We start from the raw sequence: 18,970 nt of genomic DNA, 5'->3' as shown, positions 1-18,970 counted from the left end.
ATGAAAAAATTATTATTGCTTTTATTATTAATTTCTTGTAAAACACGGGAAAGGTTTCATTTTAATGTATGTAATTCGATTACCGCAGGAAAGTATGCTAATTCTATTCTAAAAAAAGAAGGCCTTGATTTAAATCTTTTAAAAAGGGAAATAAAGGAATCAACTAATGAATTTATTATTATTTATTCTCCGAAAAATGATAACGTGCGGGGTAACAGTGCAAAAATTAAAATTAGTAAAAACGAATGTCAAATAATTGAAACAAAACTATACCAATAGCTTAATTTAATTCATTCATATATAAGTGATTAATTAAAATTTTTAAAAAGTTCCTGAATAGGGACAGCAGGATTGGATTATAAGGATATAAACAATCTAAAAGATTTTATTACAGTAAATGAAAAGCTACAAGGGGTATTAATTATTGAGGAAGGAATTAAAAATATTGATTTTCAATTAAATAAGTAGAGGAGCTAAAAGATATCCTCGTTATTTTAGGCGAGATTCTCAATTTTAATACATCCTGAGACCTTTTAAAAAAAATCAAATTTGAGAATAGGTTTAACCGAAAGGGGTTTAGTAATGATATGTTTTGGTCAATTTTTAAAAAAGAGTGCAGATTTAAAATCATTAGCAGAGACTTGTGTATGTTTGGCAAATTCATAGGGTAGACAAATCATTTATAGGAGTTGAAGATTTAAGATATAATGGAGAAAGTAAAATGTCTGAAATAAGAATACCAGAAATATATCTAAAAGAATTGCAGAAAACTGTTTACAAACTTGTTAAGAATGAAATTATAGATATTATGGGTTCAAAAAAATAAACAACTTCAATAAAATAGGCTAAACCATTGATTTTATTGAAGTTGTTTGTTTTTATAATTATTTTCTAATAAAAAAATGCCAGATTTAGTAAAAGTCAATTATAAACAGACAGAAAAGAGAAAAAAAATGCGCTAGGAATGCGAGAAATGCAAGAAAGAGCATTTGAAGCAAGAACAGCCACAATATTTATTAATAAAAGCTCCTCTTGCATTAGATAAATCTAGAGAATTAATGTTTCTTGGCTTAGATAAACTGCAACCAAGATATTAAAAAGTAATTGTAGCGGGCCTGAACGTTCTATTGGTAGTTCTTTTGCGCCAACATAATTAAAAAACACGATTTTTTGAAGATTGGCAGCTAAGCCCTAAATATAATCTTTGTACGCTTGGCGGTGAAAAATCAAAAGTAGATGCCTTCATTAATTTTATGTATAGTGAAGAAGAAATTCTTATTTGTAGACACGTTACACTTCGTTTTGCTTTTGATGTCATAGAAGAAAAGTATTTTAATGATACAATAATTGCTATAGATGAATTTCATTACGTATCTGCTGAAGGGTCAAATAGATCGGAGGGTTTCTAAATTCTATAATGGCAAAGTCAACCGCTCATATTGTAGCAATGACGGGTTCTTATTTTAGAGGGGATAGTATTCCTATTTTGTTAACTGAAGTAGAAGAAGAAAGACAACATATTGTAGTAGATTCTGTTATTAAAAATGGAAGTATAGAAGAACAAGGCGATAGACGTTTTATCAAAATGGCAGATACTTTTGTGAATATAGATGAAATACACATAGATTTAATAGATAGTGTAAACCCGTTCCAAAAAGCATTTGAAATATTATCCAAATCAGTAACAGCGCCTGTTTTTAAGAACTATCCAAGAAACCATAGATGTGTCCAGAATTCGAATGACGGAAGAAGAAGCTATTATCTTGTGGCCTAAAATAAAAGCTTGGGTGCAAAAAACAGGAAAAAACCCAGATATTAAACCTTTAGAGCCAAAATAAAAGGGAATGGCAGAAGCAGTTATTTTCTTAAAAGAATTAAAGCGTAAACAAAAACAAAATATCTAAAGATAAGTTAAGCATAGAAGATATTTTTGAAGATGACGATTTAGGTATTTTAAAAGATACTTCTAAGCAATCGAACGTAAAATCTACAGATCAACTTTTAATTGAATCTTTTGAAGAAATCAATGCTTTTGTAGATGAAAAAGAAAGAGAACCAGAACAAAGTAATGGTATATCAGAAATGCGTTTGTACTTGCGTTTAAAAGGATTTAGAGAGAATGATAAAAGAAATTTGCATTAAAGTGTGTTGATAGGCATAATTTATTGTTTGAAACTAAAAAAATCGAATCCGTAGCCGATATTTTAGAAGATGATGATTTTGGTTTGTTAGCAGATGATGAAGAAGGTACAAATATTTTCGATTTTAAACATACCCCAAAAGATAAAAAAGAAACCGATTTTGTGGCGCAACGTAAAGCAATGTCAGAATCTGAATTTGAAAAATATGATAAGCAGTTTAAAAGAGTACACCAAGAAATTAAATTAGGTTTGCGTAGTTTAAAATCCTTTAAAAATGCAGAAAAATTTAAAAGAAGGAAAATACTATATTCTTGATGGTGTTTTATTGTATTTAGAAGTAGGTGTTATTTCAGAGGCCGTTAGGGAATTAGGAGACAGGGTTAGAAAAGATGTAAGAACAAGAACTATTTTTGATAATGGCACGTATAGCAATATGCTTTATAGATCTTTAGCAAAATAATTATATACTAATGTTAAATTAGTAACAGATTTAGATAAAGACAGCGAGAAAGAGCTATTTACAAATGTAGAACAGTTAGAAGAAGATGATAAGGAAACAGGCTGGATTTATGTATTGAAATCTAAATCGACCCACCCAAAAATAAGTAAACTTAACAATTTATATAAAATAGGTTTCTCTACAGTACCCGTTCAAAAAAGAGTTATGAATGCTAGAAATGAAGCTACCTGTCTAAATGCAGAAGTAGTAGTAGCAACTTTTAAATGTGTTAATGTAAACACACAAAAGTTTGAAAATTTAATCCACTGTTTTTTTAGCCAAGCACAACTGCAAATAGATATTTAAGATAAAAATAAAAATAGAATAACTCCAAGAGAATGGTTTGTAGTTCCTTATCCAATCATTTAAAGAGCAATAGGTTTATTTAATACTGGTGAAATTATCAATTATCATTATAATTTTCAAAATGAAAGAATAGATAAGAAAAACTAATAATATTGTTGTCCTTTTTGTATCCCCTTAAATTTAAAAAGCCTGTAAAATCAACGATTTACAGGCTTTTTTTGTACTCAAGGCGGGAATCGAACCCGCACTTCCGAAGAAACTGGATTTTGAATCCAGCGCGTCTACCAGTTCCGCCACTTGAGCAATTTGGAGATGCAAAATTAAAAAATTAATTTAAACATTCGCAAAAATAAGTAAGAATATTACTACGCTGCTGAAAATAAATTTATAAATTTGCAGCTCATTTTAAAAAATCGTAAACCTTTCGTTTACACAACTTTATTTTGATATGGCCTCAGCAATGACAGATGTAAAACTTTTCGCTTGTTCTCAAAGTACAGAATTAGCTCGTAAAATTGCATCTAATTACGGAATACCTTTAGGTAATGTAATTACTTCAACCTACAGCGACGGAGAGTTTCAACCCTCTTTTGAAGAGTCTATTCGTGGATCAAGAGTTTTTATCGTAGGTTCTACCCATCCTGGTAGCGACCACTTAATGGAAATGTTATTAATGCTAGATGCAGCAAAAAGAGCATCGGCAAGACATATTACGGCTGTAATGCCTTATTTTGGGTGGGCACGACAAGATAGAAAAGATAAGCCTAGAGTGCCTATTGCAGCAAAATTAATTGCTAAAATGTTGGAGACTGCGGGAGCAACACGTATTATTACAATGGATCTGCATGCTGATCAAATTCAAGGATTTTTTGAGCGTCCTGTAGATCATTTGTTTGCTTCAACAGTATTTTTACCCCATTTAAGAGCATTAAATTTAGACAATTTAACGATTGCTTCACCAGATATGGGAGGTTCTAAAAGAGCTTATGCGTATTCTAAAGCCTTAGAAAGTGATGTGGTAATTTGTTACAAACAAAGAGAAAAAGCTAATGTAATTTCTCACATGGAATTAATTGGTGATGTAACCGGTAAAAATGTAGTCTTGGTTGATGATATGGTAGATACTGCCGGAACGCTAACCAAAGCTGCAGATGTGATGATGGAGCGTGGCGCAATAAGCGTAAGAGCAATTTGTACGCATCCCGTTTTATCTGGAGATGCTTACGAACGCATTCAAAATTCAAAATTAGAAGAGTTAATCGTTACAGATTCAATTCCGCTAAGACAGAATTGTGAAAAAATAAAAGTAGTTTCTTGTGCAGATTTGTTTGCAGATGTGATGAAAAGCGTACACGAGAATACCTCAATAAGTTCAAAGTTTTTAATGTAAATTTTTTTATTAATCTATATATATTTATAAATGAAGTCAATTACGATCAATGGATCTAAAAGAGAAAGCGTAGGCAAGAAAGCAACAAAAGCCTTACGTAATGCTGGAGAGGTTCCTTGCGTATTATACGGAGGAGAGCAAGCCATTCACTTTTCAGCACCAGAAGTGTCTTTTAACAGCTTAATTTACACAGCAGATGTACACACAGTAGTGTTAGAGTTTGATGGCGTTAAACATAATGCTGTTCTTCAAGACATACAATTTCACCCAGTAACTGATGAAATCTTACACATGGATTTTTATGAGTTTGGTGAAGATCAAGAAATTTCTATGGAAATTCCTGTTCACGCTGAAGGTATTCCTAAAGGTGTTAAAAACGGAGGGGTTTTACGTTTTAACTTACGTAGAATGAAGGTAAAAGGGCTAGCAGATAAATTGCCAGACTATATTATTGCAGATGTAACACCACTTAAAATTGGTAACAAGTTATACGTTACTGCTGTTAAAAGTGATGATTACACAATTCTTCACCCAGACAATACAGTAATTTGTCAGGTTAAAACATCTCGTAACGTGGTTGCAATCGACGACGATGAAGATGATGTTGCTCCTGGAGATGTTCCTTCTACAGAAACTCATGACGAAGGTGCAGCTGCAGCTTCTAACGACGGATAGTAAGTAAGCAAATATTTTATTAAAGCATCTTGATATTTATCAAGATGCTTTTTTATTTTTACTGAAAACATAAAAGATGTTAGCCTTTTTCGGTAAAATTTTAAATAATAAAAAAATAGAGAAAACAGATTCTATGAAAAAGTTTTTAATTGTAGGCTTAGGTAATATTGGTCCTAAATATGAAGAGACAAGGCATAATATAGGTTTTAAGGTGCTAGATCAATTAGCTGAAGAAGAAAATGTTTCTTTTGAAACCGTAAAATTGGCAGACCGAGCCGAATTTAAATTTAAAGGCAGAATATTTGTGCTCATCAAACCCTCTACGTTTATGAATTTAAGTGGTAAAGCGGTAAATTACTGGGTGCAGAAAGAAAAAATCTCACCAGATAATTTAATGATTGTAACCGATGATCTAAATTTATCTTTTGGTACAATTCGTATAAAGACCAAAGGAAGCGATGGCGGGCATAATGGGTTAAAAGATATTCAAGCGCAACTAAATACTTCAAAATATAATAGATTTAGATTTGGTATAAGCGATCAATTTTCTAAAGGAAATCAAATTGATTATGTTTTAGGAGAGTGGGATGAAGAAGAGCGCAAACAGATGCCTGAACGTCTTAAAATATCTGCCAAAGCAATTAAATCTTTTGGTACTGCAGGTATCAATAATACCATGAACGAATTTAACGGAAAATAGAAGTATTATTCAATAGTACTTGTAACTTTGTGATAAAGATTAAGAGATCCTTGTGAAAATTTCAGAAAATAACACCCCAAAAATCATTACGATTGGCACCTTTGATGGTGTACATATGGGGCATAAAAAAATCATAAAAAGATTAGTAGAGTCTGCAGAGAATTCATCTTTAGAGTCAGCAGTGCTCACATTTTTTCCGCATCCTAGAATGGTATTGCAGAAAGAAGTTGGTATCGAGTTAATTAATACCATAGAAGAGCGTAAACAAATTTTACAACATACAGGGATAGATCATTTATATGTATACCCATTTACTTACGATTTTTCAAGATTATCTGCTCAAGAATATATTGAACAGATATTGGTGAAAAAGCTAAATGCAAAAAAAGTAATCATAGGCTATGATCATCGTTTTGGAAGAAATAGAAACGCCGATATTGAAGATCTTAAAAAATACGGAGAAGAATATGGTTTTGAAGTTGAAGAAATTTCTAAGCAAGATGTAGATGAAGTAGCAGTAAGTTCTACTAAAATTAGAAAGGCGCTTAAAGAGGGAGAAATAGAAAAAGCCAATAAATACTTAAGCAGTCACTTTTTGCTAACAGGAAAAATAGTAAAAGGTAAAGGTTTAGGTAAAGATTTAGGTTTTCCAACGGCAAATTTAAAGATTATAGAAAAATATAAGCTTATCCCTAAAAACGGAGTCTATGTTGTGAAAGCTCATATTGATAGTGAAGAAGTTTTTGGAATGATGAATATTGGTTATAATCCCACTGTAGGTGGTTCAGAAAAAACAATAGAAACTTATTTTTTCAATTTAGATAAAAATCTCTACGGAAAAGAAATTCAAATAGAAATGCTTAAGCGCATTCGTGAAGAAAAAAAGTTTGGAGGAGTGAAAAACTTAATTGAAGCAATGAAAGAAGATCAAGAGTTTTCAGAAAAATATATACATCAATTAAAAACTAAATAAGGTGCTAAATAAGTGGTTGTTTCAACGAGTAGATAATAGTTCTTTAATCGTATTTAGAATTATTTTTGGATTGTTAATTACTGCTGAAGCATGGGGTGCTATTTTTACAGGTTGGATTAGAAGAACACTTATAGAGCCTCAGTTTACCTTTAATTTTATTGGTTTCGATTTTCTACAGCCACTTCCAGGTAATGGCATGTATATTTATTACGGAATCATGGGCTTTTTTGGTTTGTTGGTGACCATTGGATATAAATATAAATGGAGTATTTCTGGATATACCTTAATGTGGACTTGCGTTTATCTTATGCAAAAATCTAGTTATAATAACCATTACTACTTGCTTATTATCATTTTGGTGTTTATGATGTTAGTGCCTGCAAGTACCTATGCTTCTGTAGATGCAAAATTAAACCCAAAACTTCGTAAAATTTCTATGCCGCGTTGGGTGGTTTTATTTATTATTTTTCAGTTATGGATTGTTTATACCTACGCCTCTGTAGCAAAATTTTATCCCGATTGGCTAAGTGGTGAAGTGCCGGCAATGCTCATGAAAAGTAAGAAAGACTATTGGCTAGTAGGAGAAATTCTTCAGCAAAAATGGACGCATTATGTTATTTTATATTTCGGGATATTATTCGATTTATTAATTGTCCCGTTGTTGCTGTATAGAAAAACAAGGTTTCCTATGTTTTGTATCGCAATTTTCTTTCACCTCTTTAATAGTTTTGTATTTAGAATAGGTATTTTCCCCTATTTATCTCTAGCTTTTTGTTTGTTCTTCTTTTCACCAGAATTAGTACATCGTCGTTTTTTATACAAAAAAGAATATTATAGTGATGGAGAAGTTGTAGTGCCAGAGCATAGAAACTTGCTTATTGGTATTTTTTGCGTTTGGTTTCCATTTCAAATTTTAATGCCATTAAGACATTGGGCGATAAAAGGAGATGTTTTATGGACAGAAGAAGGCCACCGTATGAGTTGGCGTATGATGTTACGTAGCAAGAGCGGTACAGCAACTTATAAAATTGTGAATAAAACAACAGGAGAAATTAATTACGTAAGAAAAAGCGATTACCTGAGTAGAAAACAAACTAGACAAGCCTCTACAAAACCCGATGTAATTTGGCAGTTTTCTCAACGTTTAAAAGAAGAATACGCTAAGAAAGGAGAAGATGTTGAAATTTATGTAAATGCTTATGTAAGAGTTAATCATAAAGAAAAACAACAACTCATCGACCCTAAGGTTAATATGGCTGAAGCCCAATGGAATTATTTCTTTCATAATGATTGGATTTTACTTCACGAAGATGAAGATTAGTTAAAACGAAATAATTAACTTTGATTCTTTAATTAAATAGAAAATTTTAACCCAATGTTACAAGTAGCTCACATTAGAGAAAACAAAGAGGTTTACGTGCAAGCTTTAAAAAAGAGAAATTTTGAAGCCGAAACTGTTTTAGAGCAAGCAATTACCTTAGACGAAGAAAGAAAATCTACGCAAGCAGAGCTAGATAATACGTTAGCAGAATCTAATAGACTTTCCAAAGAGATTGGGTTGTTATTTAAATCTGGCGAACATGAAAAAGCCAATAAAGTAAAAGAGCAAACCGGCGATTTAAAAGAAAAATCAAAAGAATTAAGTGAAAAGCTAAATTCAGTTTCAGAACAATTAAATCAGCTTTTATATACCATTCCTAATATTCCACACCCATCAGTTCCTGCAGGAAAAGATGAAGAAGATAACGAAGAAATCTATAAAGAAGGCGATATTCCAGTATTAGCAGAAGGAAGTTTACCGCATTGGGAACTCGCTAAGAAATACGACCTGATTGATTTTGAATTAGGAAATAAAATCACAGGAGCTGGTTTTCCAGTCTATAAAGGTAAAGGAGCTAGATTGCAGCGTGCTTTAATTACTTATTTTTTAGATAAAAATATTGCTGCCGGTTATACCGAATATCAAGTGCCATTAGTGGTAAATGAAGAATCTGGTTATGGTACAGGACAGTTGCCCGATAAAGAAGGACAAATGTATCATATTCAAAATGACGATTTGTACTTGATCCCGACTTCAGAAGTTCCGCTAACCAATATGTTTAGAGGCGATTTACTAGAAGAAAAGCAATTACCAATTAGTTGTACGGCATTTACGCCTTGTTTTAGAAGAGAAGCAGGTTCTTATGGTGCGCACGTTCGTGGTTTAAACCGTTTACATCAGTTTGATAAAGTAGAATTAGTGAATTTGGTAAAACCAGAAGACTCTTACGAAACTCTAGATAAAATGGTAGATCACGTAAAAGAGATTTTAAAAGAATTAAAATTACCATATCGAGTATTAAGACTTTGCGGCGGTGATTTAGGATTTACCTCTGCCTTAACTTTTGATTTCGAAGTTTTTTCTACCGCACAAGATCGCTGGTTAGAAATTTCTTCAGTTTCAAACTTTGAAGCCTTTCAATCTAACCGTTTAAAAGTGCGTTACAAAAATAAAGAAGGTAAGAAAGAACTTGTACATACATTAAATGGGAGCTCTTTGGCCTTACCTCGTGTAATGGCAGGTATTATGGAAAATTACCAAACCGCAGAAGGGATAAAAGTACCTGAAGTATTGGTGCCTTACACCGGTTTCGATATGATTAATTAATATAAATCATATTAAAAATACATATTTATAAACGCATTTACTATTTTAGCTAAATGCGTTTTTTAATTATACTCTTTTTCGTTTTTGCTTCAAGCTGCTCGCTGTTTTCTCAAACAATGAAAATAGCTGATAACTATTTTGAACAAGGTGAATATGAAAAGTCGAAGGCCGTTTACCAAAAACTTTTTAAAAAAAGCAGCGGTAGTTATGCATATTTAATGGGAGTCGTGGCAAGTTTGCAAGAGCTTCAAGAATACGAAGAAGCAGGAAAATATTTGTCAGAATTTTCTAATGAAACTCAAGTTTATCCTAATTTATTGGTAGAAATTGGTTACAATTTTCAGTTGCAAAAAAATCAAGATAAAGCTGAAGAATATTATCAATTAGCAATAGAAAAAGTTATCGAAATTCCTGGTTTTGCTTATTCTATAGGGAATGCTTTTCAAAAATATAATTTGCTAGACCAAGCCGCTTTGTCTTACCAAAAAGGAATAGAAAAACAATCTAATGCTAATTACATTATTCAATTAGCAAAAATTTATGGAGAACAGGGAAAGCTAGAAGAAATGTTTGGTACCTATCTCGATCTCATTAAAGAGAAGCCAAATTATTTTTATGCCGTTAATAGAAATTTCTCTGAATATATTACTGAAGATGCAGAAAATGAAGCTAATCAATTATTAAAAAATATATTATTAAAACGAATTCAGCAAGCGCCAGATTTGTTTTATAACGAAATGTTAAGTTGGTTATTTATTCAGCAAAAAGATTATAAAAAAGCATTTATCCAAGAGAAAGCGGTTTATCAACGCTCTTCAGAAAAAAGCTTGAATAAAATCACTGAATTGGCAGAAATTGCTAGTCAAAATGAAGAAAAAGAAATCGCCAAGGAAATTTTGAATTATACCATCGAAAACGCCGCGATTGAAAGTCAGAAACTTCGAGCTTATGAGTTAATTTTAGCGATACAAGTAGCGCAAACTAATTCAAAAAAAGAATACGAAGAAGTAAATAAAAGGTTTCAAGAGGTTTTTCAGCAATATGGTAGAGATAGAACCACACTTGGTTTGCAATTGCAATATGCAAAGTTTTTAGCTTTTAACAAAAACGATCAAGAAGCTGCTAGAGCAGTATTAATAAGTCTTTTAGACGAGCGAATAAACCGATTTGAAGAAGCTAGAACTAAAATGGTGTTAGCAGATATTTTAGTGTTAGAAGAAAAATTTAATCAAGCTTTAATTTATTACAGTCAAGTGCAAAACTTGGTTCCTAATCATGAGCTGGCGCAAGAAGCAACCTTTAAGGTGGCAAAAACCAGCTATTATAAAGGAGATTTTAAATGGGCGCAAACGCAGTTAAAGGTTTTAAAAGCAGCTACCAGTCAATTAATTGCCAACGATGCGTTGCAGTTAAATTTAATGATTACAGATAATTCATTAGAAGATTCAACTCAAACGGCTTTAAAACTATTTGCCAAAGCAGATTTATATACGTTTCAGCAAAAAGGTGAAAAAGCATTACATGTCTTAGATACAATTTTACTTCAGCATAAAGGAGAGAAAATAGAAGATGAAGCGCTCTTTAGAAAAGCCCAACTTTTAGAAAAGTTAGGCCAATATAAAAAAGCAGAAGAAAATTATCGTCAAATGATACAATTTTTCAGCGATGATATTTTAGCCGATGATGCACATTACTTTTTAGCTGAACTTTATAGAAAGCAACTCAATCTACCCGAAAAAGCCAAAGAAAACTACGAGCAGATTATTTTTAACTTTTCTGATAGTATTTTCTTTGTCGAAGCCCGAAAAAAATACCGCATATTGCGTGGCGATCAACTAGAATAATGCAATTTTGCAGCTTAAAAATAAAACTATGATTATTTACAATGTAACCATAAATGTAAGTGAAGAAGTGCACAGCGAATGGCTTACTTGGATGCAGCAAGAGCACATTCCGCAAATGTTAGCAACAGGTAAATTTAAAAATGCAATAATGACCAAAGTGTTGGTAGAAGAACCAATGGGAGGCGTTACCTATTCTATACAATACAAAGCAGAAAATAAAGCCACGTTGCAACGTTATTACGAAGAAGATGCAGAAAAGTTAAGAAAAGAAGCTCAGCGTTTTAAAGATAAGACTGTATTTTTTAGAACCGAATTAGAAGTGATTTCTGAGCAATAATCTACAATTCTCAATCCTGTATTTAAAACAAAATGATTTCTGAACATGAAAAAAAAATATACTCATAAAACACAGAAATCTTCTGTAAAACAACATTCTTCAGACCCTGTAAGAGCCAAAAAACATTTAGGTCAGCACTTTTTAAAAGATGAAGAAGTGGCCGAGCGTATTGGCGATACACTTACTTTAAGCGGTTATGAGAATGTGTTAGAAATTGGTCCTGGTACAGGAGTACTTACCAAATATATATTACAAAAAGGGAAAAATGTAATTGCAGCCGATTTAGATACCGAATCGATTGAGTATTTAAACCAATCGTTCGCTTTAGATTACCCGCACGTTTCTACTCAAAACTTTCAAGTGATTGAAGCAGATTTTCTAAAGATGAATTTAGAAGAGCTATTTAACGGTGAACCTTTCGCAATCACAGGAAATTTTCCTTATAATATTTCTACACAAATTGTTTTTAAAGCCATAGAAAACAAAGAATTAGTGCCAGAATTTACTGGGATGTTTCAAAAAGAAGTAGCTCAACGTATTTGTGCAAAAGAAGGAAGTAAAACCTACGGAATACTTTCAGTATTAGCACAGGCTTATTTTGAGGCAGCATATTTATTTACCGTACCCCCAACTGTATTCAATCCGCCGCCAAAAGTAGATAGTGGAGTCTTGCGTTTAATTAGAAAAAAAGACTATAGCCTTCCTGTAGAAGAAAAGTTGTTCTTTAGAGTCGTAAAAACAGCATTTCAACAACGCAGAAAAACGTTAAGAAATAGCCTAAAAACCTTCGATCTTAGTCCGCAATTAAAAGAAGATACTATCTTTGGGCAGCGACCCGAGCAATTATCGGTGAAGCAATTTTTAGAACTCACCCAAAAGATACAACAGGATGCAATTTCAGATAAGTAGGGAGTTTATTGAAAAAATAGAAAACCTTGTAGAACAAAAAAATAACAAGGAACTCTTGGTGCAATTTGAAAATATGCACCACGCTGATATTGCTGAAACACTAGAAGATCTAGACCTAGACGATGCTACCTACGTCATTAAACTTTTAGAAAGCGATAAAACGGCAGAAGTTTTAATGGAACTTGCCGATGAAGATCGTGAAAAAGTACTTAATAATCTTTCGGCAAAAGAAATAGCAGAAGAGATTGAAGAAATGGATACCGATGATGCCGCAGATATCGTTGGTGAACTTTCTCCAGAAATAAAAGAATTAGTTATCGCTCATATTGAAGATGAGCAACACGCCGTTGATATTGTAGATCTTTTGCGGTATGACGAGAATTCTGCGGGTGGTTTAATGGCAAAAGAGCTAGTTAAAGTTAACGAAAACTGGAGCGTCACCGGTTGCATGAGCGAGATGCGTGACCAAGCAGAAAACGTTACTCGTGTACATTCTATTTATGTGGTCGATAATAAAAATAAACTTAAGGGTAGACTGTCATTAAAAGATTTAATCACTGCGCCAAGTACCGCTCAAATTAGCGATGTATATATTAATAAAGTAGATTATGTTTCCGTAGATACTAAAGGCGAAGAAGTAGCTCGTATTATGCAAAAATACGATTTAGAAGCTATTCCTGTGGTGAACGAAATGGGTAAACTTGTCGGGCGTATTACCGTCGATGATATTTTAGATTTTATCAAAGAAGAAGCAGAGAAAGATTACCAGATGGCGGCTGGTATTTCTGAAGGAGTAGAAGCAGATAGTGGTATATGGCATCTTATGCGTGCACGTTTACCATGGTTAATCTTAGCTCTTTTAGGTGGTTTTATAAGTGTAAATGTTCTAGAAACCTTTGACGGTGCTATGGAAAAGCACGGAGAGTTATTCTTTTTTGTTCCTCTAATTGCAGCAATGGCAGGGAATGTAGGCGTACAATCTTCAGCCATAGTATTACAAGGTCTAGCCAATAACTCCTTGCGAGGTTCGCTATTAAATAGATTATTAAAAGAAGTTTTATTAAGCTTAATTAACGGAGCTGTACTAGCTGCTTTACTAATTTTAGGAGGAGTTTTTCTTTTAAATCTTGGTTTTGATTTTGGATTAACTGTTGCTATTTCACTTATTTCAGTAATTATAACGGCCTCTCTTATTGGTACTTTTGTTCCCATTATTTTACACAAACAAGGTATTGACCCTGCGATGGCTACAGGACCTTTTATCACCACTAGTAATGATATTTGCGGAATTTTAATTTATTTCAGTATCGCTAAATTAATTCTTGGCTTTTAGGCAATTTATTGGGGCGTGTCCCTACGGGTCAGGCTCTCGGCAGTCGCTTTTTTGTTTTATAAAACTCGAGTGTACGAAAAATAAAACAAAAAGAGCTCCAACAAAGCCTCCATCCTTCACGCAAAATATTCAGTTTATAAAAACATATTTTCCTTTAAGTGTTTTCTTCAACAGAAAAAATTTTAAAGAAATAGTAATATTGCTACATTTGGTGAAAGCAAAAGATTACTATGACACCTATTCCTTTTCAATATGAAATTGAAGTTCAACAAGAACACATCGACGAATTAAAGCACGTTAATAATGTTGCTTATTTGCAATGGGTGCAAGATGTGGGAGAAAAACACTGGAATCTAAAAACTTCCAAAGAGTTAAGAGAACGAATGGGGTGGGTTGTTTTAAATCATTTTATAGAATATAAAAGTCCAGCTTATTTAAACGATAAACTTATACTCAAAACTTGGATAGAAAGCCACGAAGGTGTAAAAAGCGAGCGACGCGTAGAGATTATTCGTAAAAAAGATAATAAAATTTTAGCACAGGCTAAAACATTATGGTGTCTTATAGAAAAGCAAAGTCACCGACCTTCACGCATCACGCCAGAAATTACAGAACCTTTTTTTAAAGATTAGTGTATTATTAATTTCATTTTGAGCGAAGTCTAAAGTTTTTATCATGCGGTGATTTTTAAATCATTTTGAGGAGAAAAACCAGATTCAGCATGATATATTTATAATGATTTTCTTCAATAGGTAAAAAAATAAAACAAAAACAAAAATGAAAGTCCTTCATCTCGATAAAAATCATCCCTTAATTTTAGAACAACTTCAGGAGCTGGGGTTTGCTAATGATGAAGATTATACATCTTCTAAAGAAGAAATTTTAGCAAAAATTAATAATTACGAAGGTCTTATTATCCGCAGTCGTTTTAAGCTTGATGTAGCATTTCTTTCCGCAGCAAAAAATTTAAAATTTATAGGTCGACTGGGAGCTGGTTTAGAAAATATAGATGTAGACTTTGCCTTAGCACAAGGTATTAAACTCTTTTCTGCCCCAGAAGGTAACCGCAATGCTGTGGGAGAACACGCATTGGGTATGTTACTATCTTTGTTCAATAAACTCAATAAAGCCGATCAAGAAGTTAGAAATGGTCAATGGTTACGTGAAGAGAATCGCGGAGTTGAATTAGAAGGGAAAACCGTGGGGATTATTGGCTACGGGAATATGGGGAAATCGTTCGCTAAAAAACTTCAAGGCTTTGAGGTTGAGGTGCTTTGTTACGATATTAAAGAAAATGTAGGAGATCAATTTGCTAAACAAGTGAGCTTAGAAAAATTTCAGCAGAAGGTTGAGGTAGTAAGCTTGCACACACCTTTAACCGCGCTTACCAAAAACATGATTGATGCTAATTTTATCACAGCTTTTCAGCATAACTTTTGGTTCATCAATACCGGTCGTGGGCAAAGTGTAGTCACTTTAGATTTGGTAAATGCTTTAAAAACAGGAAAAGTTTTAGGTGCAGGACTCGATGTGTTGGAGTATGAAAAAACTTCTTTTGAAAATTTATTTACTTCTGCAACACAAATGTCAGCGGCTTTTCAATATTTAATAGAAGCTGAAAATGTATTACTTTCTCCACACGTAGCGGGCTGGACGGTGGAGAGTAAACGAAAACTAGCTCAGGTAATTGTAGATAAAATTAAAGCCGAATTCAAATCAGTTTAATTTTATAAATTAAAGAAGAGAAAACTTTACTACTAGCATATTTAAACGCTATGTTAAAAATTTCGTAGTCAGTTGTGAAGCTTTGGTTTTGCAATTATCTTTGTGGCAATGAGTACAGCTAATATCTCCCACAGTTTTGCACAATCCCCGCAGCAGCAGGAATTGCGAGACGCTATTGCCGTTTCCCGAAAAAATACCGATAAAATTCATCTAAAAGGTCTTGTAGGCTCTGCACTTTCTTTTGTGGTGGCTAACGCTTTTAAGGAAACCAATCGTCCTTTCTTATTGATTTTAAATGATAAAGAAGAAGCGGCCTATCACCTAAACGATTTGGAACAATTAATTGGGGAAGAAGATGTCTTGTTCTATCCGGGGAGTTACCGCAGGCCTTATCAAATTGAAGAGACAGATAATGCCAATGTGCTTTTACGAGCCGAGGTGTTAAACCGTATCAATTCGCGTAAGAAACCTTCGGTTATTGTGACTTATCCCGATGCGCTTTTCGAAAAAGTAGTTACTCGGAAGGAGCTTGATAAAAGCACTCTTAAAATAAATAATGGAGACGAGCTTTCCATTGATTTTGTAAATGAAGTTTTATTTGAATACAAGTTTAAACGCGTAGATTTTGTAACCGAACCAGGTGAATTTTCTGTACGCGGTGGAATTATAGATGTATTTTCTTTCAGTAATGACGAACCGTACCGAATCGAATTTTTTGGGGATGAAGTAGATAGTATTCGTAGTTTCGATGTGGAAACACAGCTTTCAACAGATAAGGTCAAGAAAATCTCTATTATGCCGAATGTCGAGAATAAAAAACTCGACGAAATAAGAGAAAGCTTTTTAAAATATGTAGCAGAGAACACCTTGATTTTCGTTAAAAATCTAGATCTTTTTTCAGCACAAATCGATAAACTTTTTGAAAAAGCAGAAGAGGCTTTTCAGAAACTTTCAGGAGAAATTAAGCAAAGCGAACCAGCAGAACTTTTTTGTACTTCTTCATTAATAAATAAACAATTATTAGATTTTTCGGTGGCAGAATTAAGCAATTATCCGTTGTTAAAACCGAAGAAAGAAATTGTCTTTTTTATTACACCACAACCTTCTTTCAACAAACAATTCGATTTATTAATTACCAATTTAATCGAAAATCAAGAAAAAGGCTATTCCAATTATATTTTCTGCGGAAGCGAACAACAAGCCAAACGTTTTCACGATATTTTTAAAGATCAAGATAGAGAAGTCAAATATAAAACGGTGGTGCTTTCGTTATTTCAAGGTTTTATCGATGAGCAGGCAAAGAATGTTTGCTATACCGATCATCAAATTTTTGAGCGTTACCATAAATTCAGCTTAAAAAATGGTTATGCTAAAAAGCAAGCGATAACGCTTAAAGAACTCACCAATCTTACGGTTGGCGATTATGTAACGCACATTGATCACGGAATTGGGAAATTTGGCGGACTCCAGAAAATTGACGTAGAAGGCAAAAAACAGGAAGCGATTAAATTAATTTATGGCGAGCGTGATATTTTATATTTAAGTATTCACTCGTTACATAAAATTTCAAAATATAACGGGAAAGACGGGAAAGAGCCAAAAATTTTCAAATTAGGTAGTAATGCCTGGAAAAAACTGAAAAGCAAAACCAAAGCCCGAGTTAAACATATTGCTTATAATTTAATTGAATTATACGCAAAACGCCGATTGCAGAAAGGTTTTGCCTACGGTCCAGATTCATATTTACAGCACGAGCTAGAAGCTTCATTTATCTATGAAGATACGCCAGATCAAAGTACCGCTACCGAAGCGGTAAAAAAAGATATGGAAAACGAACGCCCAATGGATAGATTGGTTTGTGGGGATGTTGGTTTCGGGAAAACAGAAGTAGCGATTCGTGCTGCTTTTAAAGCAGTGGATAACGGAAAGCAAGTTGCGGTTTTGGTGCCCACAACAATTTTGGCTTTTCAGCATCATCAAACATTTTCTGAGCGTTTAAAAGATTTGCCGGTTACCGTAGATTACCTAAATAGATTTAGAACAGCAAAAGAACGTCGGGAAACTTTAGCCGATCTAGAAAGTGGTCGCGTAGATATTATTATTGGTACGCACCAATTGGCAAGTAAAACAGTAAAATTTAAAGATCTTGGATTGCTGATTGTAGATGAAGAGCAAAAGTTTGGAGTTGCTGTAAAAGATAAACTGAAGACTATTAAAGAAAATGTAGATACCTTAACACTTACAGCAACGCCAATTCCGCGAACGCTTCAGTTTAGTTTGATGGCAGCACGAGATTTATCTACGATTACCACACCGCCACCAAACCGTTATCCAATTGAGTCGAATGTGATTCGTTTTTCCGAAGAAAGTATTCGGGATGCTGTTTTATATGAAATTCAGCGAGGCGGACAGGTTTTCTTTATTCATAACCGAATAGAGAATATTAAGGAAGTTGCCGGCATGATTCAGCGTTTAGTTCCTGATGCTAAAGTGGGGATTGGCCACGGACAGATGGAAGGGAAGAAACTCGAAAAATTAATGCTGAGTTTTATTAATGGCGAATTTGATGTGTTGGTTTCGACTACAATTATTGAAAGCGGATTGGATGTAACCAACGCAAATACCATTTTCATCAATAATGCCAATAATTTTGGGCTATCAGATCTGCATCAAATGCGTGGTCGGGTAGGGCGAAGCAACAAAAAAGCCTTCTGTTATTTTATCACACCACCATATTCGGCAATGACCGAAGAAGCACGTAAACGAATGACCGCTTTAGAGCAATTTTCAGAATTAGGAAGTGGCTTTAATATCGCGATGAAAGATTTAGAGATTCGTGGTGCCGGTGATTTATTGGGCGGAGAACAAAGCGGATTTATTAACGAAATAGGTTTTGATACGTATCAGAAAATTCTTGCCGAAGCCATTGAAGAATTGAAAGAAAATGAATTCAAAGATTTGTATGATGAAGAGAATGTTGAAGATAAAGACTTTGTAAAAGACACCCAGATCGATACCGATTTTGAAATTCTGTTCCCGGATGATTACATCAATAACATTGCAGAACGTCTGAATTTATATACGAAGCTGAACGAACTGAAAACCGAAGAAGAATTAGAAAAATTTGAAGCCGAGCTTGTCGATCGTTTTGGTGAATTACCGGTTCCGGCGGTTGATTTATTGAACAGTGTCCGCATCAAATGGATTGCTTCTAAGATAGGTCTAGAACGTATAATTATGAAGCAAAACAAACTGATTGGGTATTTTATATCAGATCAGCAATCGCGTTTCTATCAAACGGCTAATTTTACTAAAGTTTTACAATACGTACAATCACATCCTACGACTTGTAAGATGAAAGAAAAGAAAACCAGAAGTGGTTTACGTTTGCTATTAACTTTCGATAAGATTAATTCGATAGAGAAAGCCTTGAAAGCTTTGCAGCCTTTAGATTTAAGAAAGAAAGAGGAAGAAGTCGAAGCTTAAATAAA

Annotated in this window: 18 protein-coding genes and 1 tRNA gene; 18 read left to right on the top strand and 1 reads right to left on the bottom strand. The window is 33.5% G+C overall.

What is annotated here, in order from left to right:
* From KW502_RS09085 to KW502_RS15380, 5 genes are all read left to right on the top strand, one after another.
* The gene (locus KW502_RS09085; protein ID WP_219040236.1) at positions 1-279 is read left to right on the top strand and encodes a hypothetical protein; all 279 of its coding nucleotides are present in this window, start codon (positions 1-3) and stop codon (positions 277-279) included.
* A gap of 1,138 nt (positions 280-1,417) precedes the next feature.
* Entirely contained in the window at positions 1,418-1,774 is a 357-nt protein-coding gene (locus KW502_RS09080; protein ID WP_219040235.1) for a hypothetical protein, read from the top strand.
* 391 nt (positions 1,775-2,165) lie between these two features.
* On the top strand, positions 2,166-2,456 hold the full coding sequence (locus KW502_RS15390) for a hypothetical protein (protein ID WP_255554191.1): 291 nt from the start codon (positions 2,166-2,168) through the stop codon (positions 2,454-2,456).
* Entirely contained in the window at positions 2,416-2,601 is a 186-nt protein-coding gene (locus tag KW502_RS15385) for a hypothetical protein (RefSeq protein ID WP_255554190.1), read from the top strand. Before KW502_RS15390 ends, KW502_RS15385 begins: the two co-directional genes overlap by 41 nt.
* A gap of 105 nt (positions 2,602-2,706) precedes the next feature.
* Complete coding sequence (locus KW502_RS15380) at positions 2,707-2,946, top strand: GIY-YIG nuclease family protein (RefSeq protein ID WP_369412522.1); 240 nt, start codon at positions 2,707-2,709, stop codon at positions 2,944-2,946.
* 221 nt (positions 2,947-3,167) lie between these two features.
* On the opposite strand, the gene KW502_RS09070 is transcribed toward KW502_RS15380, so the two are convergent.
* Positions 3,168-3,249: transfer RNA gene (locus KW502_RS09070), tRNA-Leu, on the bottom strand.
* A gap of 145 nt (positions 3,250-3,394) precedes the next feature.
* Between KW502_RS09070 and KW502_RS09065 the strand changes: the two genes are divergently transcribed.
* The 13 genes from KW502_RS09065 to mfd all read left to right on the top strand — a co-directional run bounded on the left by KW502_RS09065 (position 3,395) and on the right by mfd (position 18,965).
* The gene (locus KW502_RS09065; RefSeq protein WP_219040234.1) at positions 3,395-4,336 is read left to right on the top strand and encodes a ribose-phosphate pyrophosphokinase; all 942 of its coding nucleotides are present in this window, start codon (positions 3,395-3,397) and stop codon (positions 4,334-4,336) included.
* 30 nt (positions 4,337-4,366) lie between these two features.
* On the top strand, positions 4,367-5,011 hold the full coding sequence (locus KW502_RS09060; protein WP_219040233.1) for a 50S ribosomal protein L25/general stress protein Ctc: 645 nt from the start codon (positions 4,367-4,369) through the stop codon (positions 5,009-5,011).
* Positions 5,012-5,087: 76 nt separating this feature from the next.
* Complete coding sequence (pth, locus tag KW502_RS09055) at positions 5,088-5,711, top strand: aminoacyl-tRNA hydrolase (protein WP_219040232.1); 624 nt, start codon at positions 5,088-5,090, stop codon at positions 5,709-5,711.
* Between the two features lie 52 nt (positions 5,712-5,763).
* On the top strand, positions 5,764-6,684 hold the full coding sequence (locus KW502_RS09050) for a bifunctional riboflavin kinase/FAD synthetase (RefSeq protein ID WP_369412521.1): 921 nt from the start codon (positions 5,764-5,766) through the stop codon (positions 6,682-6,684).
* A 1-nt stretch (position 6,685) separates the two neighbouring features.
* Positions 6,686-8,005, top strand: coding sequence for an HTTM domain-containing protein (locus tag KW502_RS09045; protein WP_219040231.1), 1,320 nt, complete (start codon positions 6,686-6,688; stop codon positions 8,003-8,005).
* A gap of 54 nt (positions 8,006-8,059) precedes the next feature.
* Positions 8,060-9,331 (top strand): serine--tRNA ligase, encoded by a 1,272-nt coding sequence (gene serS, locus KW502_RS09040; RefSeq protein WP_219040230.1) that lies wholly within the window; start codon positions 8,060-8,062, stop codon positions 9,329-9,331.
* A 116-nt stretch (positions 9,332-9,447) separates the two neighbouring features.
* A complete protein-coding gene (locus tag KW502_RS09035) occupies positions 9,448-11,175 on the top strand; it encodes a tetratricopeptide repeat protein (RefSeq protein WP_255554189.1) in 1,728 nt (575 codons plus the stop codon).
* Positions 11,176-11,203: 28 nt separating this feature from the next.
* Positions 11,204-11,512 (top strand): DUF4286 family protein, encoded by a 309-nt coding sequence (locus KW502_RS09030; protein WP_219040228.1) that lies wholly within the window; start codon positions 11,204-11,206, stop codon positions 11,510-11,512.
* Positions 11,513-11,557: 45 nt separating this feature from the next.
* The gene (gene rsmA, locus KW502_RS09025; RefSeq protein WP_219040227.1) at positions 11,558-12,421 is read left to right on the top strand and encodes a 16S rRNA (adenine(1518)-N(6)/adenine(1519)-N(6))-dimethyltransferase RsmA; all 864 of its coding nucleotides are present in this window, start codon (positions 11,558-11,560) and stop codon (positions 12,419-12,421) included.
* Entirely contained in the window at positions 12,402-13,754 is a 1,353-nt protein-coding gene (mgtE, locus tag KW502_RS09020; protein ID WP_219040226.1) for a magnesium transporter, read from the top strand. Before rsmA ends, mgtE begins: the two co-directional genes overlap by 20 nt.
* 230 nt (positions 13,755-13,984) lie before the next feature.
* On the top strand, positions 13,985-14,386 hold the full coding sequence (locus KW502_RS09015) for an acyl-CoA thioesterase (RefSeq protein WP_219040225.1): 402 nt from the start codon (positions 13,985-13,987) through the stop codon (positions 14,384-14,386).
* Positions 14,387-14,531: 145 nt separating this feature from the next.
* Entirely contained in the window at positions 14,532-15,479 is a 948-nt protein-coding gene (locus KW502_RS09010) for a 2-hydroxyacid dehydrogenase (protein WP_219040224.1), read from the top strand.
* Between the two features lie 108 nt (positions 15,480-15,587).
* Complete coding sequence (gene mfd, locus KW502_RS09005) at positions 15,588-18,965, top strand: transcription-repair coupling factor (RefSeq protein WP_219040223.1); 3,378 nt, start codon at positions 15,588-15,590, stop codon at positions 18,963-18,965.
* The last annotated feature ends 5 nt before the right edge of the window (positions 18,966-18,970 follow it).

The sequence above is a fragment of the Mesonia aestuariivivens genome (genome assembly GCF_019311235.1).
In the GTDB taxonomy this organism is placed as follows: domain Bacteria; phylum Bacteroidota; class Bacteroidia; order Flavobacteriales; family Flavobacteriaceae; genus Mesonia; species Mesonia aestuariivivens.
Note: the sequence above shows the minus strand (reverse complement) of the source record. Positions and strands in the feature narration are given on the sequence as shown.

Coding starts and splice junctions, on each gene's coding strand:
- KW502_RS09035 (WP_255554189.1), top strand. CDS start 9,448: ATGAAAATAGCTGATAACTATTTTGAACAAGGTGAATATGAAAAGTCG.
- KW502_RS09065 (WP_219040234.1), top strand. CDS start 3,395: ATGGCCTCAGCAATGACAGATGTAAAACTTTTCGCTTGTTCTCAAAGT.
- KW502_RS09010 (WP_219040224.1), top strand. CDS start 14,532: ATGAAAGTCCTTCATCTCGATAAAAATCATCCCTTAATTTTAGAACAA.
- KW502_RS09015 (WP_219040225.1), top strand. CDS start 13,985: ATGACACCTATTCCTTTTCAATATGAAATTGAAGTTCAACAAGAACAC.
- KW502_RS09085 (WP_219040236.1), top strand. CDS start 1: ATGAAAAAATTATTATTGCTTTTATTATTAATTTCTTGTAAAACACGG.
- pth (WP_219040232.1), top strand. CDS start 5,088: ATGTTAGCCTTTTTCGGTAAAATTTTAAATAATAAAAAAATAGAGAAA.
- rsmA (WP_219040227.1), top strand. CDS start 11,558: ATGAAAAAAAAATATACTCATAAAACACAGAAATCTTCTGTAAAACAA.
- mfd (WP_219040223.1), top strand. CDS start 15,588: ATGAGTACAGCTAATATCTCCCACAGTTTTGCACAATCCCCGCAGCAG.
- serS (WP_219040230.1), top strand. CDS start 8,060: ATGTTACAAGTAGCTCACATTAGAGAAAACAAAGAGGTTTACGTGCAA.
- KW502_RS09080 (WP_219040235.1), top strand. CDS start 1,418: ATGGCAAAGTCAACCGCTCATATTGTAGCAATGACGGGTTCTTATTTT.
- mgtE (WP_219040226.1), top strand. CDS start 12,402: ATGCAATTTCAGATAAGTAGGGAGTTTATTGAAAAAATAGAAAACCTT.
- KW502_RS09030 (WP_219040228.1), top strand. CDS start 11,204: ATGATTATTTACAATGTAACCATAAATGTAAGTGAAGAAGTGCACAGC.
- KW502_RS15385 (WP_255554190.1), top strand. CDS start 2,416: ATGCAGAAAAATTTAAAAGAAGGAAAATACTATATTCTTGATGGTGTT.
- KW502_RS09060 (WP_219040233.1), top strand. CDS start 4,367: ATGAAGTCAATTACGATCAATGGATCTAAAAGAGAAAGCGTAGGCAAG.